This window comes from Zobellia uliginosa (assembly GCF_900156625.1).
In the GTDB taxonomy this organism is placed as follows: Bacteria; Bacteroidota; Bacteroidia; order Flavobacteriales; family Flavobacteriaceae; genus Zobellia; species Zobellia uliginosa.
In genome coordinates, this window is record NZ_FTOB01000012.1 from 1 (window position 1) to 26,040 (window position 26,040).

General features: G+C 43.7%; 21 protein-coding genes. 15 read left to right on the forward strand and 6 right to left on the reverse strand.

The genetic code is table 11. From position 1 onward, the window contains the following. Positions 1-627: 627 nt before the first annotated feature. A complete protein-coding gene (locus BW980_RS21020; protein WP_076457129.1) occupies positions 628-2,628 on the reverse strand; it encodes a putative porin in 2,001 nt (666 codons plus the stop codon). 249 nt (positions 2,629-2,877) lie between these two features. Between BW980_RS21020 and BW980_RS21025 the strand changes: the two genes are divergently transcribed. The 5 genes from BW980_RS21025 to BW980_RS21050 all read left to right on the forward strand — a co-directional run bounded on the left by BW980_RS21025 (position 2,878) and on the right by BW980_RS21050 (position 10,121). Next, entirely contained in the window at positions 2,878-3,483 is a 606-nt protein-coding gene (locus tag BW980_RS21025; protein WP_076457130.1) for a ribonuclease HII, read from the forward strand. A gap of 227 nt (positions 3,484-3,710) precedes the next feature. Beyond that, positions 3,711-5,045, forward strand: coding sequence for an OmpA family protein (locus tag BW980_RS21030; RefSeq protein ID WP_076457131.1), 1,335 nt, complete (start codon positions 3,711-3,713; stop codon positions 5,043-5,045). 12 nt (positions 5,046-5,057) lie between these two features. Next, a complete protein-coding gene (locus BW980_RS21035) occupies positions 5,058-5,756 on the forward strand; it encodes a TapB family protein (protein WP_076457132.1) in 699 nt (232 codons plus the stop codon). A gap of 34 nt (positions 5,757-5,790) precedes the next feature. Further along, positions 5,791-7,179, forward strand: a complete 1,389-nt coding sequence (locus BW980_RS21040; RefSeq protein WP_076457133.1) for a S8 family serine peptidase — start codon at positions 5,791-5,793, stop codon at positions 7,177-7,179. Between the two features lie 233 nt (positions 7,180-7,412). Beyond that, on the forward strand, positions 7,413-10,121 hold the full coding sequence (locus BW980_RS21050) for a CHAT domain-containing protein (protein WP_076457135.1): 2,709 nt from the start codon (positions 7,413-7,415) through the stop codon (positions 10,119-10,121). Between the two features lie 2 nt (positions 10,122-10,123). On the opposite strand, the gene BW980_RS21055 is transcribed toward BW980_RS21050, so the two are convergent. Both BW980_RS21055 and BW980_RS21060 read right to left on the reverse strand, forming a co-directional pair. Next, positions 10,124-10,861: a tetratricopeptide repeat protein gene (locus BW980_RS21055; protein WP_076457136.1), complete on the reverse strand. Its 738-nt coding sequence runs from the start codon at positions 10,859-10,861 to the stop codon at positions 10,124-10,126. 2 nt (positions 10,862-10,863) lie between these two features. Beyond that, positions 10,864-11,433: an RNA polymerase sigma factor gene (locus BW980_RS21060; RefSeq protein ID WP_076457137.1), complete on the reverse strand. Its 570-nt coding sequence runs from the start codon at positions 11,431-11,433 to the stop codon at positions 10,864-10,866. 327 nt (positions 11,434-11,760) lie between these two features. On the opposite strand from BW980_RS21060, the gene BW980_RS21065 reads away from it, so the two are divergent. From BW980_RS21065 to BW980_RS22705, 5 genes are all read left to right on the forward strand, one after another. Continuing rightward, positions 11,761-12,789 (forward strand): Kelch repeat-containing protein, encoded by a 1,029-nt coding sequence (locus BW980_RS21065; protein ID WP_076457138.1) that lies wholly within the window; start codon positions 11,761-11,763, stop codon positions 12,787-12,789. Positions 12,790-13,157: 368 nt separating this feature from the next. Further along, positions 13,158-13,712 carry a hypothetical protein gene (locus BW980_RS21070; protein WP_139327759.1) on the forward strand — a complete coding sequence of 185 codons (555 nt, stop codon included), beginning with the start codon at positions 13,158-13,160 and terminating at the stop codon, positions 13,710-13,712. A gap of 100 nt (positions 13,713-13,812) precedes the next feature. Next, positions 13,813-14,424, forward strand: a complete 612-nt coding sequence (locus BW980_RS22695) for a collagen-like triple helix repeat-containing protein (protein WP_076457140.1) — start codon at positions 13,813-13,815, stop codon at positions 14,422-14,424. 115 nt (positions 14,425-14,539) lie between these two features. Next, positions 14,540-15,187 (forward strand): collagen-like protein, encoded by a 648-nt coding sequence (locus BW980_RS22700; RefSeq protein WP_083690584.1) that lies wholly within the window; start codon positions 14,540-14,542, stop codon positions 15,185-15,187. A gap of 112 nt (positions 15,188-15,299) precedes the next feature. After that, positions 15,300-15,473: a hypothetical protein gene (locus tag BW980_RS22705; RefSeq protein WP_175609936.1), complete on the forward strand. Its 174-nt coding sequence runs from the start codon at positions 15,300-15,302 to the stop codon at positions 15,471-15,473. A 32-nt stretch (positions 15,474-15,505) separates the two neighbouring features. On the opposite strand, the gene lipB is transcribed toward BW980_RS22705, so the two are convergent. From lipB to BW980_RS21095, 3 genes are read right to left on the reverse strand one after another with little or no spacing between them, the layout of a single operon-like run. Continuing rightward, positions 15,506-16,225 (reverse strand): lipoyl(octanoyl) transferase LipB, encoded by a 720-nt coding sequence (lipB, locus tag BW980_RS21085; protein WP_076457141.1) that lies wholly within the window; start codon positions 16,223-16,225, stop codon positions 15,506-15,508. Positions 16,226-16,251: 26 nt separating this feature from the next. Continuing rightward, complete coding sequence (locus tag BW980_RS21090; RefSeq protein WP_076457142.1) at positions 16,252-16,989, reverse strand: hypothetical protein; 738 nt, start codon at positions 16,987-16,989, stop codon at positions 16,252-16,254. Between the two features lie 12 nt (positions 16,990-17,001). After that, entirely contained in the window at positions 17,002-17,157 is a 156-nt protein-coding gene (locus tag BW980_RS21095) for a YqaE/Pmp3 family membrane protein (RefSeq protein WP_076457143.1), read from the reverse strand. A gap of 218 nt (positions 17,158-17,375) precedes the next feature. Between BW980_RS21095 and lysS the strand changes: the two genes are divergently transcribed. The 5 genes from lysS (at position 17,376) to BW980_RS21120 (ending at position 26,027) form a co-directional block, all read left to right on the forward strand. Further along, complete coding sequence (lysS, locus tag BW980_RS21100; protein ID WP_076457144.1) at positions 17,376-19,064, forward strand: lysine--tRNA ligase; 1,689 nt, start codon at positions 17,376-17,378, stop codon at positions 19,062-19,064. 404 nt (positions 19,065-19,468) lie between these two features. Then, complete coding sequence (locus tag BW980_RS21105; RefSeq protein WP_076457145.1) at positions 19,469-22,207, forward strand: PSD1 and planctomycete cytochrome C domain-containing protein; 2,739 nt, start codon at positions 19,469-19,471, stop codon at positions 22,205-22,207. A gap of 3 nt (positions 22,208-22,210) precedes the next feature. After that, positions 22,211-23,722, forward strand: coding sequence for a DUF1501 domain-containing protein (locus BW980_RS21110; RefSeq protein ID WP_076457146.1), 1,512 nt, complete (start codon positions 22,211-22,213; stop codon positions 23,720-23,722). Positions 23,723-23,752: 30 nt separating this feature from the next. Then, on the forward strand, positions 23,753-24,625 hold the full coding sequence (locus tag BW980_RS21115; RefSeq protein ID WP_076457147.1) for a sugar phosphate isomerase/epimerase family protein: 873 nt from the start codon (positions 23,753-23,755) through the stop codon (positions 24,623-24,625). 10 nt (positions 24,626-24,635) lie between these two features. Beyond that, positions 24,636-26,027: a c-type cytochrome domain-containing protein gene (locus BW980_RS21120; protein ID WP_076457148.1), complete on the forward strand. Its 1,392-nt coding sequence runs from the start codon at positions 24,636-24,638 to the stop codon at positions 26,025-26,027. The last annotated feature ends 13 nt before the right edge of the window (positions 26,028-26,040 follow it).

Here is a 26,040-nt window from a genome sequence, read left to right on the forward strand (position 1 = left end):
AGGTTTCCCTTTTTTCCCTATTACGCTGTCTCCACAATATGTCAAATGAACTTCTATATTCCTCCCCGGTCTCCCGGTGACGCCCGATGAACACTGTCAGTGTTTGTCTAAGCGGCTGCAAATATACGACTGTTTTTTTAACCGGCAACTTTTTTTTGAAAAAAAATTGAATCTTTTTTTTTCGCCGTAAAAAACAATATTTCAAAAGGAACGTTTACTCTTTGTTTACCCTCGCTTAACAAACATCTTCATACCTGTTTTGCGGGCTGCAAATGTAAGACCCTTTTTTAATTCTCAAAGAGTTTTTTGTAAAAAATTTCATTTTTTTTTGCCCTCATTTTGCACCTGCTTGATAATGAAGCCAAAAGCATCTAAATCATTTTTCCGCTTTTCAAACCTTACCCGGGCCAGACCTGCAATTTTCACTATTAACCCTTTCTTAACCTTGGTCAAACTAAAGCTCAATTTCGTCTATACAAGCTGAAAATTATTTCCTCCTTGATAAAAAAGCATGTCTATAGGGTAAAAAGAAATGTACCAACGGGCCAAATCTTTATTCTTTTAAGTAGAATTTTAATGGAATATGGGTATTACTCCCCCTAATGCCCCTCCTAAAAAACTGCGTTTTTATGAAAAGAAATTCCAAACCAAACCAAAACGGATCACAAAATCGCGATATGGGTAGTTGGGTGCGGAGTAATAATTCGGTTCACTACTGAACAAGGTATTGAAGTGTTCCGCCTTTAGATAGATCCGGGTCTGCTGTATCTTGGCGTTTATAAAGAAGTCCAACATAGGGAAGCTTCCCAACTTCTTGTCATTCTGAAGATAGAACTCCCCCAAGAGCGAGTTATAGGCATCCATGTTATATTCCGAAAAGTACTTAAGGGTGACCCCCGTCTGCATGAACATGGCCTTCTTAAAGACCTCCGAGGAAAAATACAAGGTATTTCTTGTAACGAGCTCTGGAAGGTTCAACACTTGATTGGCCTGCGATACGTTTTGGTACATGACCGTATTGTTCAGGGCAAAGCCCCCCAACTTGAATTCCTTGGCGTATTTGATCTTGGTGTGGTTGAGTACGTTGTTCTCCTGTAACGGACGGATCGTGGCATTCTCCATGCCCTCCTCTATGGCCTGCAAAGGGTCTTGCCCAAAATAGGTATAATTGTCTACCGTTTCATAACTCATGGAAAGGTGCCCCCACATTTGGGATTCAAAATCAAAACGCAGACCGTAAACCTGTTCCTTTTCAAAATTGGAGAGGTTCGACCAGTTGTAATTTTCGTAATCACTTTGATAGAGCAAGAAATTAAAGTTGGGCATCTTCGACGATCCGTATGCAGATACCGCCAGCTTATGCTTGTCGTTAAGCTTATACGATGCGGATGCATTCATTTGATTACCGCCCAGGTCACCCGTTATATTGTATTTTGCCATGGCCTTGAGCTGAAAACCCTTGATACGTTTTTCATATTCGGCCCCTATAGCGATTTCTTCCCCCTTTAAACGGCTGGGTATCTCAACTCCATTGTCGTCGATTAATATGCTATTGAAAAAGTAATTGTAATTATATAGTGATACATTCCCTTGAAGCCTACCAAGGGTGGCATTGTAAAACTCGGCATTGACCTGGTTGTACATGGTCTTCAAGCTGGCCCTGTCTTCTATGGACGAGATAAAGTTATTTCCATAGTACGCATTCGCCGAGGTTTGGTTAAAGGCGTAATACTTGGTTTCATAATTGAACTGATGGCCAATACCCAAGGAGGTCTTCTCTTGGCTGCTCGAATCCTTTTCCTTTCGAATCAGTTTATATAGATGGTCTAAATAGTAGCGTTTGCCTAGTATCTTACTATTGGCATCACTAAAGCGGACATCAATTTTGACCCGGTTGCTAAAATTCGAATCGCCCGATTCAAACTGTGCCTCTTCATCTACGATACCGCCGTTTTCTATATTCTCTATATCTTGGGCGGCTATATGGGCTCGAAGGCTGTATCGTCCATTTTCGGTAACATAATTGGTAGTCGTCCTGAAATTACCCGATTCGGATTGGTTGTACTGGTACTTGCCCAAAGACCGGAAACCTTTATAGGCAATTGAAAAATTCAGCCGTCTCGATGTATTGAATGCCAAACTGGCATCTAGCAATTGACCTTGCTCAAAGGTCGTTTTAAAGAACAAGTCCGACATGGGCGTTGCCACATTGTAGTACTTTATATCTTCCTTTTCGAAATAGTTACTATGAAGCGCGGTGGCCCCCATTACAGGATATAGGGTATTCGACTTGAAATCGACCCCTAGTTTGTTGTAAGGCTTCCCGACATTGGAAAAAGGCATCAACTCAAAATCGTCCTTTCTTAAATAATTGTACTTGTACTCCTTTTGTATGGTAAGGGTGGTATCTAAAAACGTGGTGTCCCTGGCATAAGAAATAATCTTATAATCCCTAATAGTGACCTCTTCGGGTTCGGGTGCTTTCTCTTTTTCCTTAGGCCCGAGCCTTCTTGGCATACGGCGCATGGCCGTAGTATCTACCTCTTTTCGGGGAGGAATGGAATCTTCTTGGGCGAAGACCTGTACACATGACAACTGAATTAAGAAAATGAGGAAAAAATATTTCATTGAAGTTAATTACAGCGGTAAAGTTAATTTTTTTAGTTCGTAATTAAATGTGAAAATTTAAATATGCCGTAATAGTCGAGCCTTTCCCGCACAAACGATGGCCACCGTCACTTTATAAGACCGCCTTGCCCTTGGCCCGATTTTCCACAACCACGGAACGCCCTCTTTAAATGTCCGTGCCCTTTTTTGCCATTTCAAAGTATTTGACGATATTTCGAAAATAAGTTGATCTACAACAAGAAGCAAACAATGTTAAAGCCTTACCACCACACCCCTATCAAGGAAGCGGGAACCGACGAAGCCGGAAGGGGATGCTTGGCCGGCCCCGTAACCGCCGCGGCCGTAATCTTGCCAAAGGGGTTCAAAAACGAGATGTTGACCGACTCAAAGCAACTCTCACATACGAAACGCGACCTGCTTCGCCCTATTATTGAATCGGATTGCGCGGCCTACGCGGTGTCACATGTGTTTCCTGATGAAATAGACGATATCAACATTTTGAACGCTTCGATTTTGGCCATGCACAAGGCCCTGGCCCAATTAAAAACCGTTCCAAGGTTCATAGTGGTCGACGGCAACAGGTTTAAACCTTTTCAAGACATCCCCCATGAGTGTATTATAAAGGGGGATGGAAAATACCTGAACATTGCCGCCGCATCGGTCTTGGCAAAAACCTACCGAGACGCCTATATGGAGGAACTTCATAAAGAATACCCGGTTTACAATTGGAAAAAGAACAAGGGCTACCCTACGAAAGAACACCGTGAGGCCATTCGCAAATACGGCATTACCAAATACCACCGTAAAAGCTTCAGATTACTTCCCGACCAGTTAGAGTTAGAGCTAAAGCTCTAGTTCTGTTTTTCTTACATGTAGGAATATTACATTTTTGACCATTCATATAGTATTTGCTACCATCTATACACTATTTCTGCCCCAGAAATACAAGCTTCTATTTTCAAAATGTGATTTCCTTTAGTTTTGGTGTTAACCTTTTTAAGTGTTTCCCATAAATGAAAGAGAAGCACAAAGGCACATATTCATGCCTTAACGGATAATACTATTATTAAACACCGATCGACATGAAAAGACGAACACATCTGGCAAAACTAGTATTTGTTTTAGTGGGGCTTTTATTTGCAAGCCATACGAGCAACGCACAAATTCTAAGAAAACTTGGAAAGGCTGCTGAGCGGGCCGCGGAAAGAACCGTTGAAAGACGTGTAGAAAAAGAAACCTCCGAAAAAACCGATCAAGCCCTTGATAGCATTTTTGAACCAGGGGAAAGCAAAAAGAAGACGAAGAAAAAGTCCAGTTCAAAAAAAGACAAGACCTCAACCAATAAGGCGCCTGCCGAAACCAGCGGAAACTCCTCTTCAACAGTTCCGAAAAACGGTACGCCTACCATGGCCATATATAGCAAGTTCGATTTTGTTCCCGGAGACACTCCCCTCTTTTTCGATGATTTTTCAAATGACTTTGTGGGTGATTTTCCCTCGCGATGGAATACGAACGGAAGTGGCGAACTGGTTACCGTAGAAGGTGAAAATAGCAAATGGCTCAAACTTCTACCAGGTTTCACAACCGCCTACATTCCCGATATAAGCCCCTTACCCGACGAATTCACCCTAGAATTTGACGTCATTGCACTGGGACTCGACAAAAAAACCTCGTCACAAGCGTACTTCGGCATTGTTATAGAAGACAACAATACCTTTAAAAAAGGAGCGAACATGGGCATGGTGGAATATTCCCTCTGCCAATTTATAGACCCAGGGATAATCGTAGAAAACAAGGTCGCTTCAAAAAGGGTTATTCGAAACGTCGTAAAAGCCGATATACGTCAGGTTGTGAACAACAAACACCACATATCGGTAGCCGTCAACAAAGAGCGCTTTCGATTTTGGATAAACGAGAACAAATATATTGACGTACCTCGCCTACTCCCCTCGAATATACAGATGCAGGGAATAAAATTTATGCTTCGCGGAACGGATACCAATAAAGAATCTATACTAATAAGTAATATAAAGGTAGCCAAAGGAGGTGTCGACTTACGAAGGAAACTATTGGCCGATGGAAAAATATCGACCAATGGCATTCTGTTCAACAGCGGCTCGGCCGAGATACAGCCCCAGTCGATGGGCATTATACGGCAGATATATCAGGTACTGCAACAAGACCCTTCCATCAACCTCAAGATCGTAGGCCATACGGACGCCGATGGAGATGACAAGAAAAACCTTCAACTTTCAAAGCAAAGGGCCGAGGCCGTAAAAAATGTACTCGTATCTATATATGATGTATCTTCCAGTAGATTATCGACCGACGGCAAAGGAGAATCTGAACCTGTTGGAGACAACTCAAGCCCCGACGGCAAATCTATGAACCGACGTGTAGAATTCATTAAACTATAAATAACACACCTTATGAAGACCGCTTTTTTAACAACCGTATTATGCCTTATAGTGACCACCTTCACTTTTGCCCAAGACAGCTGTAGCAAATTCTACCCTCTTGAAGAAGGGAGTTCGTTTGAATATACGAATTATGACAAAAAAGAAAAGGTAGAAGGCTCAGTGCACTACACCATTACCGAGGTCCGCTCTGAAGGCGCTGCTTCCGTAGCCACTTTTGATATGAAGTATAAGGATAAGAAAGGAAAGGACCTATTTGAATCAAACTACTCCTTTAGCTGTGAGAACGGTCTGGTCACCATTGACTACAAATCACTTTTCCCCTCGCAAATGATGCAGCAATACACGGAAATGGGATTGGAAATGGACATCTCGGGAACCGATATCGAACTACCCAACGACCTGAGTGTAGGCCAACAACTGAACGATGCCAATGTTACGGTGGCCATGAGTATGAGCGGCATAAACATGAACGTTTCGGTCGACCAGACGAACAGAAAAGTAGAAAAAAGGGAAAGCGTGACTACACCTGCCGGTACTTTCGACTGTTATTTGATTACGGAAAACCACATGACCAAGACCATGGGCGCGACCATTGAAACCTCAACAAAACTGTGGCTGGCGGAAGGCATAGGCATGGTAAGACAGGAAAGCTACAAAAAAAATGGCTCCTTAATGAGCCGAACCGAGCTTACCCGATTCACTAAATAATACAAGCAAAAAACGCTTACTAAATTTATAACCGATGAAAACAAAAATATTCCTTCTGCTGTCACTACTGTTCATTGTAAGCTCTTGTGACGAGGATGACACCCAAGGCCTTATAATCGATCCTGACGATGTAATTATCGACGAAAACATCATAGTGGTCGACGAAGGAGCGGATAGCGGAAACCCCAAGATCTTTATTTCACCCAATGAAGTAATCGTCAAATACGACCCGGGGGTTTCACAAGACTCGGTAAGGCAAGACTTCCCCTTGCTCAATTATCAAAAATGCGACTGCGGGGATACCAATATTGAATTGTGGGTTTTTGACCCCGGCATCGATGAACTTGAAATTGAAGGTGTTGTCCAAAGGCTTTCAAGACGCAGCGGGACACGGGGCGAACGCTCCTTCGACATTCAACTTACCCCCGTCGGACCATTTCCCCAGCCCGGACAGGATGTATTAGCCGATACAGTAGGCCTAGTCGGCCCTGCCTCGAGTCTTTCAGTTAACATTGCGGTCATCGATACCGGACTTGATTTTAAAAGATACCTGAACACCGAAAGCCCCGAGAAATTTTTATTTCCCAGCGGCTACTATAGCTACTGCTACGATACGGGTACTGGCTGGAATTTTACCGCCGACAATAATGGCGACGGTATCCGTGAAGGAGACCCCTACTTTGTAGATGATAACGGGCACGGTACCTACGTAACCAAGATCATGACCGACGAACTCGACAAGAAAGGCGTCGACTATCAAATTCTGCCTTTAAAGGTTTTCGACGCAAATGGAAGGGGATCGTATTGGGACGTGCTTTGCTCCTTGGCCTACATAAAGGACATCAACCATTTTCGCAAGGTAATCGATATCGTAAATGCCAGTTTTGGCGGTGGGCTCCCACGTGAATTTTTTGACAAGCCGAAAGCCGGGGAAACCGAAAACATCTTTTCCGGGATGCTGGAAGCCCTTAACGACCAAGGTACATTGGTCATTACCTCGGCCGGTAACGAAGGCGAGGATAACGATACGGGCACCGAAGGAGATTTCCTGTCCTCTTTTGAGGCTCCCAACATCATATCGGTCGGGGGTTACAAGTACGATACGGTCAATCCCAGTGCCCGGCCGATCACTCTGCACGACTTTTCTAATTATGGAAGCAAAGGAAGCGTCGATATCGCATTGGCCTTCAACAACTATGAGATCATCTACGATACCAGCGACTCACTCCGAAAACAAAGGGTAACCCTACATGGCACATCGTACGCCGCGGCCGCCTTGTCGGGCAAGGTCGGAACCCTGATCGACAGCTTAGGCAGTCGTCCGATCGAAGATCTAAAGAACAGTATTTTCAGCTTGACGGAACACGCGCCCCAGCTCAACGGCAAAATAGTCGATGGAAGGGCCCTTATCCGGGAAGAATAATCTAAACCTCCCTAGGGAAGGAACCGCCCATGAATGGCCATGGGCGGTTTTTTTTTATGGCCGACGGTACTTTAAGAAAGTGCGATTTACCATTAAATTTCTTCCTATATTTAAGAATTGGTTTTGGACCGACAGATTCCTTATCCGCCGATCGATCCTCCCTAACCCGAATATCCCCTATGGTGAACCTGCGATTCAACTGTATCCTTTTTTTTCTTTTGGGCCATTTGTGCATGGCACAACAAGAAATCTTGACCGAGATTATCCATACGGACGCGAAAAAGGAAGTGATCGAACAAAAAATCGATGCTTTCTTCGCCTCCCACACAAAAGATATGTCCCCAAGGGAATTGGCCGATTGCTACCACGATGTGGGCAATAAATGGTATCACGAACAGTGGTGGGACACAGGCGGGGAAAGCGATATCGAAAAGGCCATTTATTACACCCAAAAGGCCTTGGAAATCAAGTCGGGGCTAAAAGACCTGAAAAAGGGATCTTTGGACAACACCCGTTTTAACCTCGGTGTATTTTACAGTCTTAAAGGGGAAATCTATAAGGCTCGAAACACTTTCTTGCATATTTCGAACAAGGGAAGTGACGTGGAATGGATACAAAAGGCCCGACTTGAACTAGGCTACAATTATTTGACCACAGGCGATTTCTACAAGGCCCTGAATCAATTTTCAGAGGTCACCTTATTGGATGCCGGGGTGCCAACCTCCCCAAGCACATCGCCATACATTATCGATATCGACGCCCAAATCTTAGTGGCGGAGACCTACGCCGAAATGGACCTTAAGGAATTTTCGAACGAGATACGTTTGAACCTCAAAAAAGCGGACTCCCTCATTGGTCTTCACAAAGAACCCGACAAACAATACCGAAGGCGTATCGACCATTTGGAGGGCAACCGACTTATCGAAAACGGCAGCTACGAACAGGCCATCGCCAAACACAAGCAAGTACTAAAAGACTCCATGGACCTAGGACCCAGAGATATAGCGAACATACACAGCAGCATCGGATACTCCCATTTGAAATTAAAAAACTACAACGAGGCCCTCATCCATTTAAAAAGGGCAAATTCCTTGGTTGAAGATTTTTCCCTTCCTTATGAAAACCTGGGCGATTTTTACCTTGACCAAAATAATTACGAAAAAGCCCTCTATCATTACCAAAAAGCCATTGTAGTGTCAACCGACGGCAGAAAGGGAATACGTTTCGATGAGCTTCCGTCCGTTGAGGACCTTGAACTTGCCAGCGAAAAAGTTGTTTTGCTTGGCCATATAATCGCCAAGGCCAACGCCTGGTTGAAGTTTTACGAATACGTCAAAAACAAAGACCACCTCGACCATGCTTTAAAAACCTTTGCACTTGCGGATCAACTGGTCGATATCATACGATCGGAAAGTACGGAATACCAATCAAAGCTCTTTTGGCGCGAAAAAGGGGCTTCGTTGTACGCGAAGGCCGTACAGGCCTGTTACTTGCTCGACAAGCCTAAGGAAGCCTATTATTATATGGAACGCAACAAGGCCTTATTGCTTTTGGAGGATGTGTCAGTGGAACAGGCAAAGGAATTGGCACAATTGCCCCAAAAAACCATAGAACGCGAGTTCAGGCTCAAACAAAATATTTATTTATCGGAAAACGAATTGAGGAATCTTGAACCTACTTCCGAAAGCTCCCTCGATTCGGTCAGGCAACGGGTCTATGAAAGCAAGCGGGTCTATAATGCTTTCTCAGATTCACTGGCTGCAGCCTTTCCCGACTATGCCAACATCAAAAAACAAGTCCGTTTGCTCTCGCATACCGATTTTATGTCCGATTACATTTCGGAAGACGAAGCCGTACTCCAATATATCCTTAACGAAGAACAAGGGTACGGTCTGTTGACATCAAGCGAACAAATCACTTTCTTCAAACTTGAAGACGTAAATAACCTGAACGAACAACTGATAGCCCTCTACGGCCGGTTGACCGACCTGACCACCAGCCGAGACGAGCTGGCGCGTTTCAATACCTTATCCCACCAAATTTTTAACCAATTGGTACCCGAAACGGTGCACGAGACAATTAAAGGAAAAAAACTGACCCTTATTACCGATTACATCTTACAACAAATTCCTTTTGAAGCCTTTGTCACGGACCTCAATGGCCCCACCTACCTTATCGAGGATGCCGAGATCCGGTATGCCTATTCGATGTCGTACCTAAACGCCAAAAAACAGGTCGACGACGTGGCCGAAAACGACCTCTTGGCCATAGCCCCTGTAACATTTAACACTTTGGGACTTCCAGAACTTGTGTTTAGTAAATCTGAAGTGGAAGAAGCGGAAAGAATCTTTTCCGGAAAAAGGCTGATGAACCAAGAAGCAACAAAAGCAAGGTTTTTAGAACAGGTAAACGACTATAACATTGTACATCTTTCTACCCATGCCGATATTGGCGAGGAGAACGACCCTTGGATCGCCTTTAGTGACGAAAAAATGTTCCTAAACGAAGTGTACGCCATAAAAAACCGGGCCGATATGGTGGTTTTGAGCGCCTGTAATACCTCTATCGGGGAATTAAAAAAGGGCGAGGGCGCCATGAGTTTGGCCCGGGGCTTCTTTCATTCCGGGGCGAAAAGTGTGGTATCTTCCCTATGGTCTACCAATGACAAGAGCAGTAAGGAACTTATGGCAGCTTTTTACCAAGGTCTTGATGAGGGGCTCACCAAATCGGCCGCACTGCGGAAGGCCAAAACCGATTATATCAACAAGTATCGGGGCAGCAGTATTTCTCCGGCCTATTGGAGCGCTTTGATCATTATCGGGGATAACCTACCGATCAGGCCTGCCCATAAGCAATGGCCTTATATCTTATATATAGTTCTAGGAATTCTATTGGCCTTAGTGCTTTATCTTCTTGTCAAAAGAAGGAAACACCTTTCCTGAATTTATTCCAAGTCCTTTAAAAGTTTAAAGGCTTCCTCTTTTTTATATCGGCCATCGGCAACCAAATCAGTAAACATACGGATGGCATTTTCCTTTTCATTTATTTTCAAATAGGCCAGTGCCGCATACCAAAGGGCCTGAGGCCTAAACTCGCCCTTTTCGTTTATGGTCTCATCAAAAAGGACAATAGCCTTCTCGGCCTGCCCATTTTTAAGATAAGATTGCGCCAGGTAGAAATTGACCGCTTCGGTGTTCTTTGTTTCTTTCAACTGGGTAAATAGGGCTATCGCCTGAACATTATCGTTGGTCTCATAGGCCACAAAGGCTTTTCGCTCCAACGAAGTATCGGCTTCCTCTCCACGGGTAATGGCATATACCGTATTCGGATACTCTTGAAAATGCCGTTCGTACATATCTATATAACCCGACCCTGAAAAATTGTTGTACCCCAACCAGCCCAAACCGACCAATAAAGCTATAGAGGCCGCCATGGCCCATTTGCGGTAAACGGTAAACGGTGCTGTTGCGGGCACTTCTTTTTGGATACCTTCTTCGAAGCCTATAAGTTTAGACTTAAGTTGCTTGGCCTCCTTTTCACGAATAACCTGCTTAAGATCATTTTCAAAATCGAATTGCCGCTTAAATTCACCATCGGTCTCCAAGAGTTCGGTAAATAGTCTTTCTTGCTCGGGCGTTAGCCGATTCGAAAAGTAATCGTTGAGTAATTGCTCTTTATCCATGACTAGTAGGTATTTTCTTGGATGCGTTCCTTTAATGTTTTCATACACCTCGATTTGGCCGACTTGACCACATTTTCACTATTGTAATTGCCCGCTTTCATGATTTCTTGAATGGTGTAACCACGATAATAAAAGAAGGTCAATAATTCTTGGCATTTCGCCCCGAGGTCTTTAAAGTGCTTCTGGAGTAGCTTCTGCTCCCTTGTCAGGTCTGACCGCTCCAGGTCAAGAGTACTTAGTTGTTCATCAGGCTCGCCTACCCTAGTAAGGTCATAGCTTCCCGAGACTGTTTTTTTGTTCTTCCTCATCCTATCGAAAATTAAATACTTGCCAATAGAGAACAGATAGGTGGAGATACTGCTGGTCAAGTTTTCTAATTTTCCGTTCATTATGTTTTCATAAAAAACGATATAGGCATCTTGGTAGATATCGATGTTCTCTTCTTCCGTAAGCTTATAGCGCCTCGCAAAATTCAAAAACTTAGACCGGTTATCTTCATAGACCTTCCGGAGTGTTTCTTCAGAACCTGCTTGAAGTTCTTCCAGTGTAATATTTTTATCTGTCTCTTGCACTTTAATAAACAGGAATTGAAAAGGTTAACATCAACGGCCGCTAATTTAACATTTTTTGTATGCGCTTCTTGCTTATTGCCGGCATAACTCCCTATAAATTCACATTTGTAGTATTCTTATTACAGTATTTCGCTTCAACTATATAGGGTTGCTATCCAAATCCCCTTCCTAACCTAAAGTATTAGAAACCTAAAAATCAAGATTATAAAAAGCACACCGAAAAATTATAGAAGCGCTCAATAGACTTCATTTCTATTTTTTTATGTCTGGATGTTAACCTTGACGGACGTGTTTCATAAAATGGCAAACAAATAAATATCAAACATTATGAAAATTATAAAATATATAACGATATGTAGCCTCTTTCTAAGCTTCCTTTCTTCTTGTGATAAAGACTTGGTCGGCGAGGCCAAAGACCTTGAAGAAGGACCGACCAAAGGGCTTCCCGAAGGCGACAGTCTCAGGCTTGAGATCACCACCGTAACCCATGAAGACCAAATGGGCAGTTTTTACGACAATGGAATGGTAGAGTTTCAGGGTAAAATTTGGTCCGTTGGTGGTTATAACAGCTATAGCTTACCAAATTGCAATAGTGATATCTGGAGCAGCGATAACGGTATGAATTGGCGTAGTGTAACCTCTAACCAATTTGGTGCCAGAAGGGGACATGCGACCGCAGTTTTTAAGGACAAGATCTGGGTCATAAGTGGAATAAACACAGATGCTTCCCCTTATGTGGAATACGACGATATATGGTCTTCAACCGATGGGGAAACATGGACACAAGAACTGGAACACGCCCCATTCGGACATATGTTCTACCCTAGTTTAACCGTCTTTCACGATAAGATGTTCCTTATCGGGGCAAATCGAACATCTTCTTTAAAGACAGAAGTATGGTCCACCACTGATGGTATTTCTTGGACCTTGGAAAGCTCTGATCCTTTTCCTCCGAGGGAAGCACACCAAACCGTTGTGTTTAACGACAAACTATATGTTATAGGAGGACAAGCCGAAGGTATTGCCTACAATGAAATCTGGGAAAGCGACAACGGTTCAACATGGACTCGCTTAACCCTTTCTGGCGATATATTTTCCGATAGGTATCATCATGGTGTAGTCGTATATGATGGTAAAGTATGGATTCTTGGAGGAATGGGGCTTCTTACAGGACCCTATGCAGATATATATTATTCCGACAATATGGAAGATTGGACCCAATATACCGATTTAGGCCCATCGCCTACTCCCCTGAACAAATTTGCCACCCTTAACTATGACGGGGCCATTTGGATCTTTGGCGGTCATGACAATCGTGAACCCATCGGGGAAATCGTAACGCTCGAAGCTATGTGACTATACACCATGAAGACACTTTTATATTAATAAGCGTCTTTATTAATTCTTGGAAGAGGTAATAAATTTCAAAGTGGCTTTGTAAACGAAGAACCAAAATCCGAAAAAAATACCTTCATATAAACAAAAAAACCGAGTCTAACTCGGTTTTTTCATTCCGATGTTAACCTATGTGCTTTCCTTACATAGAATAAAGAACCCTAAAATGAAAGAACATGGACACTTATGAAAAATTAGAATTCCTTAAAAGGATACTCATCCTTGCCTTTATGATAACGATATCGACCCTGATCACACTTGTGGCCTAAAGCCCGACTCGACCCTATACTTCGCAATGCTTGCCCATTAACCACTTAAAAGCTTCAATTATGTACACGACAAAACACCTCTATTCAACTTTAAGAAAATTTGCCACTATAGCCTTCTTACCTTTTCTTATGGGAAGCTGCGAAACCGAAATACCTTTGGAAGACAACGACCCGCCAAACTTTAGTATTCAGATTACAGGAGACGGATTTAGCGAAAGCTTTGACCAAGACACCGATTTCAACAGCTTTCAATTGAACCTAAAGAGAGGGGCCACCTATAATTTTATATTGACCGGAGCCGACCAAGGCGGGTTAAAGCGATTGGAAATGTATTTTACCCCCGATTACATAGAGATGAACGCCAATCTATACGGGCCATGGCAAATGACCACCTTAACGCCCCTTACAGATTTAATTTATTGGAACGGCGATCGCTCATCTCCCCTTACCGGAACAGTGTTAGACGGTTCCTTCAACACCAAGGGCGACATTGTTTCCTTGGAAATCTCCCTCTACCTAGTAGACTATGGAGGTGATACCGGTAGTATGAACAGTTCCAGTGCAGCGTTAAACATCCTTATTGACGACCACGATACGGAAATCGTATTTTTCTAAATAGATTCGGCGAACCCTCCCCTTAATTTTTTATTCCTTTATGATGTTAACCATAACTTACGTTATGCATAAAACACCAAACGCATAAATAACAAGCATTATGAAAACCACATTCAAAATTTTATTCTTAAGCTTTTTTAGTATCGCAGCATTAACGACTTCTTGTTCAAAGGATGGGGATACTGGCCCAATAGGCCCCCAAGGCGAACAAGGACCGGCAGGGGAACCAGGTGTGCAGGGCCCGGAAGGACCAGCAGGGGAAGATGGTAACGCCAATGTCATCGCTTCCGAATGGTTTCCCTTAACTTTTGAAAAAACCATAGTAAACGAACTGCCACATTATAATAGCAACAAAGCAGTTCCCGAAATCACTTCTGAAATCGTTGAAAAAGGAACAGTAATCGTTTACGGCAAACTAAACGGTTATACCGAAAACGTTTGGCCGGCCGACAAAGTAGCCCAATTTCCGATTACGGTCATGTACAATGCCTTGGAAAATACCCAAATCGACATTTATAAAGCGTTTATTTCTGAAGGAAACATACAATTCAACCTTACCGAAAACTATGACATCCATGGTGGTGTAAGCCCATATCATATGTATAGGTATATTATCATCCCAACAAACTCGGTTACGGAAAAATCCCAAAATCCCAACTTCGACAAAATGACCTATCGTGAAGTTATGGACCATTTTGGACTTGATTATTGATAAAATCATTTACAAAATGAAAAACCGAGGCCTACACCTCGGTTTTTTTTATACCCGATGTTAACCTTGCTATAGCCTGCACCATAAAAAGGCAAACGTATAAATAACAAGTATTATGAAAACCACAATGAAAATTCTATTCATGACATTTTTGAGCATTACCGCACTGATTACTTCCTGTTCAAAGGACGGGGATGTCGGTCCTATTGGGCCACAAGGGGAGGAAGGCCCTATTGGCCCCCAAGGAGAGCAAGGTGAACAAGGACTCCAAGGCGAACAGGGCCCACAAGGACCGGCCGGTGAAAACGGGGAAGATGGGGAAGACGGTAACGCCGAAGTATATTACAGCGATTGGATTCCTGCAGATTTTACGGGTACCTCGGAAACTATACAATATATGAGAATCGATTTTCCAGCATCTATGGAATCTGCCTTTAGAATTAAAAACACCCATATTGTTTTGGTCTATTTCACCGGTTATGGCGACGGCAACGTTTACCAACTACCCATACTCAATTTTAGAGGAGCCCAATTTACCTTTGGCTATGGTTCTGGTAGTAGTACTTCAAAGGATATCATCATAAACGCAAGATCAATAAGCACCAACCCACTGAGCGAGTACGCTATAAGCCCTGAACGAGGGAATAGGTTCCGTTACCTTATCATTCCCCCGAACATTCTCATCTCTTCAAAAGGGAATAGGCCAGATTTCAACAAAATGACCTACCATGAAGTTATGGACTATTTTGGACTTGACTATTAAAAAATCATTTACAAAATGAAAAACCGAGGCCTACACCTCGGTTTTTTTATGCGCCGATGTTAAGCATGACCTATGGAAAAGCCTTCCCTTAGTTATTTCCAAAGAGGTTCTAATGGATATTGATGAAATCAAAGTTGGGTCTATCTTGGTAAAATCCGATTTTAGCCAAACGATAGACTTTAGATTCATTCTTGTAGAAGGCCATCTATCTGGAAAAACAGGAAGGGAAAACATTAAAAAAATGACTTACGAAGAAGTTATGCAGTATTTTGGTTTGGAACACTAGGGTACTTTTTAAACAAAGAAAAAAACCTCGGCTCACGCCGAGGTTTTTTCTTGTTCAATTATTTCCGCTTCGAAAAGGGCTTCAAAATGTTTCAGCAACTTTCCTTTTACTTCGTTCAGGTCAACTTCTTGCTTTCCTAATTCTACATTTAAAGAAGTAACGGCCTTATCCTTTATGCCACAGGGAATCATCAAATCGAAATACCCTAAGTCGGCATTGACGTTCAAGGCAAACCCATGCATGGTCACCCAACGGCTGGCCCGAACGCCCATGGCACATATTTTTCGGGCAAATGGCGTTCCTACATCGAGCCAAACTCCCGTCTCACCTTCCGAGCGCTCTGCCTTCACCCCATATTCGGCCAAGGTCAAAATTACCATTTCCTCTAAAAACCTAAGGTACCTATGGATATCGGTAAAAAAATTGTCCAGATCCAAAATAGGGTATCCTACTATCTGCCCGGGGCCATGGTAAGTGATATCGCCACCCCTATTTATTTTATAGAATTTGGCATTTTTAGCGGCAAGCTCTTCTTCGCCCACCAAAAGATTGGCCAAATCACCACTCTTGCCCAAAGTATACACATGGGGGTGTTCTACAAATAAAAAGTGATTGGGGGTCGGCTCATCGGCCTCTTCCCTTCGGTTCTTGATCTTTAAGTCTACCGTTTGCTTAAACAGTAATTCTTGATAGTCCCAAGTTTCCTTGTAGTCTTTCTGTCCGAGATCTTGAAAAAGTACCTTTTTGTTCATGGCACAAAGATACGAAAACAGACGGCCTATTTCTCTAACTCTACCTCAATGAGAACAGATTCGGGATCTTTCAAGATATCCAAAAAGTTGACCTCATAGATCATGGTCTTTCCGTCCATAGAAAAAGTGGCCGCTTCGATATTCGTAGATTTTATCCTTTTTGGAAAGTGATATTTAAAAGTGTACGTAGAAGATGAAAGAAACATTTCCGCACTTACCAAGCTATCGACGCTTTGCTGGAACAATTCTTGGTCTACAATGGCCGCTTCACGTTTGAACTTATTCTTATTAAAGGTATAATTTACTTTCGTAGCCCCATTAGCCGGATTTTGGGGCATAGGCTTGCTACCTGCTGCCGGCCCGACCGAACTTGCACTTTGAAAAGCATTAAAGGCATCGTTCACTTCAGATACATCCTTAAAATCGGTAAACATATTAAAGTTCATGATTCCATTGTCGGCATCTACCCTCATGTGCAGGCTAAAAGGCTCCAATCTCTTCAGCTCGGCCTGTTGTTCGGGCGACAATTGTGCTATACTATCTTTTTTCTCACGTAGTAAATCCTTGAACACTAGGGTTGAGTCAATAACCTCCCCCAATTTGGTAGAGTCGGAAGAAGGCATCATTTGCATCATTTCACTCCCGTCAAAACCGATGTTCATCTTACCTGTTCCATCTTCGTCAAAATAAATTTCTTCCGTAAAATTACAGGCTACAAAAAAAACGGCAATACAAACCGTTACCACTACTTTCAATAATTTCATCTAAAATCGATTCTAATTAGGATTGTTCAATATGATCAATGCGGCAATGACTCCCGGAACCCAGCCACAGAAAGTCAAAAGTAGGACAATAAAAAAAGACCCACAACCTTTTCCGATAACCGACAGGGGAGGAAAGATAATAGCCAATAAAACACGTAAAAAGCTCATTTTAAACTGATTTTTTGATTGATGATGTACCCATAAGACGTAAAAACGTCATTTTTGTTACATCCATAAAAGGAAAAAACAAGGTCATTTTTTGGGTATTTCAAGCAGTCCGGCTTTATACATTAACGCAAACCAGACCGCTTCATTATAATTTCGTATTACATGATGCATAGAGTATACCGTCGATAGCGTATATTTGCAGCCTTAAATATTAAAAAATGCAACTTTCGGAACAAGAAATCATTAGACGAGAAAAACTGACCAAATTGCGCGAACTGGGCATCAACCCCTACCCCGCTGCCCTATACCCTGTAGACGCTACTTCAAAGCGCATTAAATCGGAGTTTGAAGAAGGTAAAAAGGTAGTCATTTCAGGGCGATTGATGTCGCGTAGAATTCAGGGCAAGGCTTCTTTTGCCGAGTTGCAAGACAGTGAAGGCCGGATCCAGGTCTATTTTAACCGTGACGAAATTTGTACCGGTGAGGATAAAAGCCTTTATAACGACGTTTATAAAAAACTATTGGATATAGGCGACATCATTGGTATTGAAGGTGAACTTTTTACCACCCAAGTGGGCGAAAAAACCGTTATGGTAAAGAACTTTTCGCTCTTGAGCAAGTCTTTGCGTCCGCTGCCCTTGCCTAAAAAAGATGCCGAAGGCAATGTTTTTGACGAATTCAACGATCCCGAAATGAGATACCGACAACGCTATGTTGATTTGGTGGTCAACCCAAAGGTCAAGGAAACCTTTATCAAAAGGACCAAGATTACCAACAGTATCAGGGAGTTTTACAACAATGCGGGATACTTGGAAGTTGAAACCCCTATTCTTCAACCCATACCCGGCGGTGCTGCCGCAAGGCCGTTTTTAACGCATCACAATGCCTTGAACATTCCCTTGTACCTACGTATCGCCAACGAGTTATACCTTAAAAGATTGATCGTTGGAGGTTTTGATGGGGTCTACGAGTTTTCCAAAGATTTCCGTAATGAGGGAATGGACCGTACCCATAACCCCGAGTTTACCGTAATGGAACTCTATGTAGCCTATAAGGATTACAATTGGATGATGGACACCACCGAAAAACTATTGGAAAAAGTGGCCATCGATGCCAACGGATCGTCAAAAGTTACGGTAGGTGAAAACGAAATCGAGTTTAAGGCCCCCTATGCGCGCGTGCCTATTCTAGAAGCCATAAAAATCCATACGGGCAAAGATGTGGCCGGCATGGGCGAAGAGGAACTCCGCCAAACCGCAAAAGAATTAGGTATTGAAGTTGACGAGACCATGGGTGTCGGCAAATTGATAGATGAAATTTTCGGCGAAAAATGTGAGCACCACTATATTCAGCCTACCTTTATTACCGACTATCCAAAAGAGATGAGTCCCTTAACGAAAGAGCACCGAGACAACCCTGCCCTGACCGAGCGCTTTGAACTAATGGTCAACGGTAAGGAGCTGGCCAATGCCTATTCTGAGTTGAACGACCCCATAGATCAGCGCGAACGTTTTGAAGAGCAATTGAAGCTTTCCGAGAAAGGGGACGACGAGGCTATGTTCATTGACCAAGATTTCTTACGTGCCCTTGAATACGGTATGCCCCCAACATCGGGTATCGGTATCGGTATTGACCGTCTGGTAATGCTCTTGACCAATAATTCATCGATTCAAGAAGTATTGTTCTTCCCACAAATGAGACCGGAGAAAAAAGCGATAGCACTGACCGATGAAGAAAAGACCATTGTAGAATTGTTGAAACCGGAAGGGGAAATGGAACTGTCCGACTTAAAATCGAAAGCCGGACTTAGCGGTAAAAAATGGGACAAGTCGATGAAGGCCTTGAACAAACACGGATTGGTTAGCGTAAATGTCGAGGGCAACCACAAAACCGTAGTCTTGAAATAAAAAGACAGAACAGCCTTAAATATAAAGAGCCGATTCATTTTCTTATGAATCGGCTCTTTTACCTTAAAAAAGAAAGCTTCCCCGAAGCCATACTCCTATACAGCGAATTTCCCATCAAACCCTAGGACCATCATCACATTGACCACAAAAGGAAGTTACCATCCCAACCGCCACACCACCCCTTCAATTACACAAAATACTGACTATCAGATATTTTAAAACAACAACCACTATCTTTAGTACGAAAGCCCTTATAATTTTAACAGCCTTGTCTTTAGGGGTTTTTCTCCAAAATAGCCTATAACTAATGAACGCTGTTGCACAAGTTGCGTAATTTTTGAGTTCTTAACTTTTCAAGTTTTCTATATTGAAGGGTGATTTATAAGAAAAAATAAGACCTAAGTATGAAAAAGAGGACAATACATCATGGTTTTTGGTATCTTTTAAATTCAGTAGGGCTAATGTTATTAGGTAGCTGCCAATCTACTCCCCCTGTTGACTTTAGCACGCAGATAAAACCTATTCTCAACAACAAATGTATTACCTGCCATGGGGGTGTAAAAAAAAGTGGGGGCTTTAGTCTCTTGTTCGAAGATGAAGCTTTCGCCAAAACAGAATCGGGAGTAGCGGCTATCATTCCCGGAAATGCCGCCGGCAGTGAAATGATCAAAAGACTGCACGAAGAAGACCCCGAGCTTCGTATGCCTTATGAAAAACCTAAGCTGACCGACGAAGAGATAGACCTATTGACCCGCTGGATAGATGAAGGTGCGAAATGGGGCCAACACTGGGCCTACTCGCTTCCTGAAAAAGTAGCGGTCCCCCAAATTAATATCGAGGCCAGTTTGGCCCCTACCAGTGCTTCAGACTTTGTACAAAACGATATTGACCATTTTATTCTTGCCCGGCTCGACGAGAAAAACCTACGGCCCAATCCTTCCGCGGAAAAAAACATAATCGCCAGAAGGTTATCCTTAGATATTATTGGCCTACCGCCTAGCCAAGAACTCCTCGACCGTTTTAAATCCGAAGAGCTGTCTTATGAAGATTTGGTAGATACTTTATTAAATCAAAAGGCCTATGGTGAAAAATGGGCCACCTGGTGGTTAGACCTGGCCCGATATGCCGACTCCAAAGGATACGAAAAAGATATGGCCCGTAGTATTTGGCGCTATCGCGATTGGGTCATCGATGCCTTTAATCGCGACCTTCCCTATGACCAGTTTACAATTGAGCAATTAGCGGGCGACCTTCTACTCGAGCCTTCTCCCGACCAATTGATCGCCACGGCCTTCCATAGAAATACCATGAACAACGATGAAGGCGGCACCGATGACGAGGAATATCGCGTTGCTACCGTAATCGATCGTGTAAACACTACTTTTGAGGTATGGCAGAGCACCACTATCGGTTGTGTTCAGTGCCACAGCCATCCGTATGACCCTTTTAAATACGAGGAATTTTACAAGCTGATGGCCTTCTTCAACAACTCCCGTGACGAAGATACGCCCGGTGAGTCGCCCGTTCTCAAATTCTATACGCCCGATCAACAGGAAAAGGTAGATAAGGTCATCGAATGGGCCACAAAATATGGAGACGAGGCCTCGGCCAAAACCTACAAGGACTTTTTACAGTTTACCGAGCCCGTCTATAAATCGCACTTTTTTAAGGAAATTAACAATGGCTCCTACGATGACCACGCCTCCGTGGTTTTATGGGATAAGGGAAATTGCATTATAGAAAACGGATACACCAACAATGCCAGCTATGTGTACCTCAACTATCGTTCGCACTACGACGGCACAAAATTCATTATCCGTGAAAAGGATGCCGAGGGCCCGATTATAGGCGAGTTCACCATCAACAAACAAAAACAGAATATTACGGCCCGCTTTCCTATAAAAAAATTGGACCGTCAGGGCGATATTTATATCGAAACCCATAACGCCAATGCCAAAAAGGAAGCCAACCTGATGAATCTTTATTGGGTGACCTTTATTCCCGATTTACCGGGCGAAGGCCAAGCCGGATATAAAGAAATGGGCGTTAACCTCATGGAGGCCCTTAACACGAAAACCCCGACCGTACCTATAATGGTCGAAAATCCCGATTACATGAAGCGTACTTCCCAACTGTTCGATCGCGGCAGTTGGATGTCGAAAACCGATACCGTAGAACCAGGCACCCCAGAGAGCTTAAACGCATGGAACCCCGATTGGCCCGCCAACCGACTCGGACTGGCCCAATGGATCGTAGATAAAAAAAACCCCTTGACCGCAAGAACCTTGGTAAACCGGGTATGGCACCAAATCTATGGCAGAGGCCTTGTCTCTACCGTAGAGGATATCGGCTCGCAATCGGATGCCCCTTCGCACCCGGCCATGCTCGATTGGCTTTCCCTACGGTTTATGAACGAACACAACTGGAGTATAAAGAAATTGGTGAGGGAAATTGTGATGTCGGGCACTTACCGCCAGAGTTCCGAAAGTACTCCCGAAATGTATGAAATAGACCCTGAAAACGAACTTTACGCCCGTGGCCCGAGAATGCGTTTGGGCGCGGAACAGATCAGGGACCAAGCCTTGGCGGTATCGGGACTCCTAAGTCCGAAAATGTACGGACCAGGCGTTATGCCGCCCCAGCCCGATGGTGTTTGGCAAACCGTATATAGCGATGCCCAATGGGTCGAAAGTAAAGGGGAAGACCGATACCGCAGGGGCATATATACATTTTTAAAGCGGACGAGCCCCTACCCTTCGTTCTTGACATTCGACGCGGGAAGCCGCGAGGTTGCCACGATCAGAAGAACCGTGACCAACACCCCCTTACAGGCCTTGGTTACCTTAAACGACCCCGTTTACTTGGAAACCGCCTACCATTTAGCAAAAAACAACTACCGGCCAGACGACATTGAACAAAGTATTGCCCTGAGTTATAAAAAAGCAACTTTTAAGGAAATCAGTCCTAATAGACTAGAAGCCTTAAAAGCCCTATACCAAACTTCCTTGGCTGAATTTCACAAAAACAGCGAAGCTTCAAAACTATTACTTTCATTTGAAGAGAAGCCTACGGCCGAACTCAGTGCGCTTACCCTTGTGGCCAATGCCATTATGAACTTAGATGAATTTTTAACGAAAGTATAAGCCGTGAAAGACCAAATCGAAAGACTCATTCAAGAGCAACTGGCCCGTGAAGCACAGGAAAAGACCCGAAGGCACTTTATAAAAAGTTGCGCACAAGGACTTGGCGGACTGGCCCTGAGTTCCATTTTCATGGGATGCGACCCGCTCACAAAACAGCCTAAAAAATCAACGACCACATTTTCGGAACGCGACCTTAATCCTTTGGCCACCTTGCCCCCGCACTATGGCCCAAAGGTCAAATCGGTCATTTACCTGCATATGGCCGGAGCCCCGTCTCAGCTCGAAATGTTCGATTACAAACCAAAACTTCACAGCCTAGATGGCCAAGATTGTCCGCAATCTTTATTGGCCGGAAAAAAATTCGCCTTTATAAAAGGTACCCCAAAGTTAATGGGCCCACAGGCCGAATTCAAACAGGAAGGCGATTCAGGCAATTGGGTCTCGAACTTTATGCCCCATTTTAAAAAGGTAGTAGACGATGTCGCCTTTTTAAAAGCAGTGCATACCGATCAATTCAACCACGGCCCGGCACAACTTTTTATGCATACGGGTAGTGCCCGTTTAGGTCGCCCAAGCATTGGTGCGTGGGCCACATACGGCCTGGGCTCCGAGAACCAGAACCTACCCGGCTTTGTTGTTCTGACCTCTGGCGGAAACACGCCCGATGCCGGAAAAAGTGTCTGGGGAAGCGGTTTTTTACCTTCCGTCTACCAAGGAGTACAATGCCGCTCAAAGGGCGACCCCGTACTTTATCTTGAAGACCCAGAGGGTATTTCCAGGGATTTAAAGAAAAGCACCATAGACGCCATTACCAAAATTAACAAGGAGGAATACGCCAAGTATGCCGACCCTGAAATTCTGGCGCGGATCAACCAATACGAAATGGCCTACCGCATGCAAATAGCGGTTCCCGAGGTCATGAATATCAATAATGAGCCTGAACATATTAAGGAGATGTACGGGGTAGAACCCGGCAAAGAATCGTTTGCCAACAATTGTCTGCTCGCCAGAAAACTGGTAGAGGACGGGGTGCGCTTCGTTCAATTGTTCGATTGGGGCTGGGACAGCCATGGCGTGGTACGTTCGGGGTCTATCGATAAGGGCCTCCGAAATAAATGTACCCAAATAGACCGGCCCATTACCGCCTTGATCATGGATTTAAAACAACGTGGACTCCTAGACGATACCCTAATCGTATGGGGTGGGGAATTCGGCCGAACGCCTATGCAAGAAAATAGGGGGAATAAAAAAATGCCCTTTAAAGGAAGAGATCATCATGGTGATGCCTTTACCATGTGGATGGCCGGCGGAGGTATCAAAAAAGGGGCCTCACATGGTCAGACCGACGATATTGGGTTTTCCGGAATCGAAGGCCGTGTATCGGTTCACGACGTACATGCCACTATTTTACACTTACTCGGTTTTGACCACGAAGAATTCACCTATGAATTTCAGGGCAGACCGTTTCGCTTGACCGATGTAGAAGGCAATATCATCAAAGAAATCTTATCTTAAATAACAATTATAATATCAACCCTACCATTTATGAGAATGCCACTGACCCTTGTTGTACTCCTTTTTTCTTTTATAGGACTTTCCCAAAAAAAACAAATACAGTTCTTCCAGACCGATTGGGGACGACAGATTTCTTGGGATGCCTTTTGCGAAAAAACAAAGGCGGCCGGTTACGACGGTATAGAGACATGGTTTCCTAGGGACGAAAAAAGCCAGAACGAACTAAAAACGGCCCTTGAGAAATACGATTTAAAAGTCGGTTTCTTGAACGGCACCAATAAATCCCTTCCTTTTAAGGAAAGTTTAAAGCAATACACCGCGAATTTTAAAACCCTGGTCTCATGGAAGCCTGTGTACATCAATTGCCATACGGGAAGTGATTTTTTCACTTTTGAACAGAATAAGGCCTTTATTGACGCTGCCAACAAAATAGCCAAAGAAAGCAACATTCCTATTTATCATGAAACCCACCGTGGACGATTTAGCTTCAACCTTCCTGACACCAAAAAATACCTTTCTGCCATTCCTGAATTAAAACTGAACTTAGATATCAGCCATTGGATGGTCGTTCACGAGTCGCTTTTACAGGATCAAGATAAAGAGCTCGAAGAAATCGTAAACCGATCCCATCACATTCATGCCCGTGTAGGTCATGCCGAAGGCCCACAAGTAAACGACCCCGAAGCCCCTGAATGGAAGAAAGCGGTAGAACGCCATATGGACATTTGGGAAAAAGTGATCCGTAAACGATGGGAAGACAAAGATGTTTTTACGATTACTACCGAATTCGGTCCAGCAGACTATATGCCCACTTTACCCTACACCCAATTACCCGTAGCCGACCAATGGAAGGCCAATGTATATATGATGAAGCTGTTAAAGGAACGATTCAACATCGATTAAACCATTAGGCATGGATGTTCTGAAACAACTTCTTGGAAGGTTACACCCCCTTGTGGTCCATCTACCGATAGGCTTCATTATGCTAGGTCTCCTTTTGCAAGCGTACGACCGTAAAAAGAAAGAATACAACGCGGTATTATCGCTCATCTATCTTTGGGCCGGCATTAGCGCCAGCCTTGCCTGCCTTACCGGTTACTTACAATACCTGGGGGAAGGCTATGCCTTTGACACGGTAAAATGGCATTTGTGGTCGGGCATTGCTACGGCCTTGTTTTCGTTTTTGATGTATGCCCAATTAAAAGGGATCCAAGCGGTTGATTTTTTGTCGAAGCTCCCCATGGTGGGATGGTCCGTTTTCTTCTTTATTTTGGTTTCCTTTACTGGCCACCAAGGGGGGAACATAACCCATGGAGAAGATTATTTGATCAAACCCCTACCAAATTCCATAAAATCGGCCTTAGGCTTTGACACATTTGAAGAGAAAGAAATCAGTCTCAACGAAACGAATTGGCAAGAGGCCCTCATCTATGAAGATGTCATCAAACCCATATTGAACAACAAATGCGTGAGTTGCCACAACCCGAAAAAAGCCAAGGGCGAACTCCTGTTGAACTCAGAGGAAGGTATTTTGAAAGGAGGCGAGAGCGGGGCCGTAATCGAAGCCTCAAAAGCTTCGGAAAGCGAACTGTTTACAAGGCTCGTACTCCCTATGGACAATGACGACCATATGCCTCCCGAAGGAAAGTCCCAACCATCAAAGGAAGAAATACAACTGGTACGCGCATGGATCGATGCCGGAAGCCCCTTTGAAAAAACCATTGCCGAATCAAGTCTTGATAAAGCGCTTTTTCTTTCCTTCTTTCCCCAAAAGGCTGATTTTGACTATCCGGATATAGAGATACCCGCTGCATCGGAAGAACACATCAAGACTATAGAAAAAACAGGAGTTCATGTCGACCCCATCAGCAAGTCGTCGAACTTCCTTAGTGTATCGTGCATCAACCAAGCTGCTTTTTCCGATACCGACTTTGAAGCCCTACTTCCTATCAAGGAACAGGTTTCAAGACTCGACCTGGGCCACACCAAAATTACCGATGCCGCTTTTTCTAAATTAGCCGAGCTACCGAACCTGACCATATTGTTATTGGACCATACCGCTATTACCGGAAAGGACTTGCACCTTTTGGCCCCACTTAAACATTTAAAATCGATCAACTTAACAGGCACTGCCTTAAAACCGGAACATTTAGAGGCCTTAAACGAATTCAAAAATTTACAACGGCTCTATTTGTTCGGAACCGAAGCCACGCCCGAAAGCGTAAAACTGAACAACCCGAAAATCAGTATCGATTACGGCAACTACCAGCTTCCACCGATACCCTCGGACACCATTGTATATTAATTTTCATAAACAA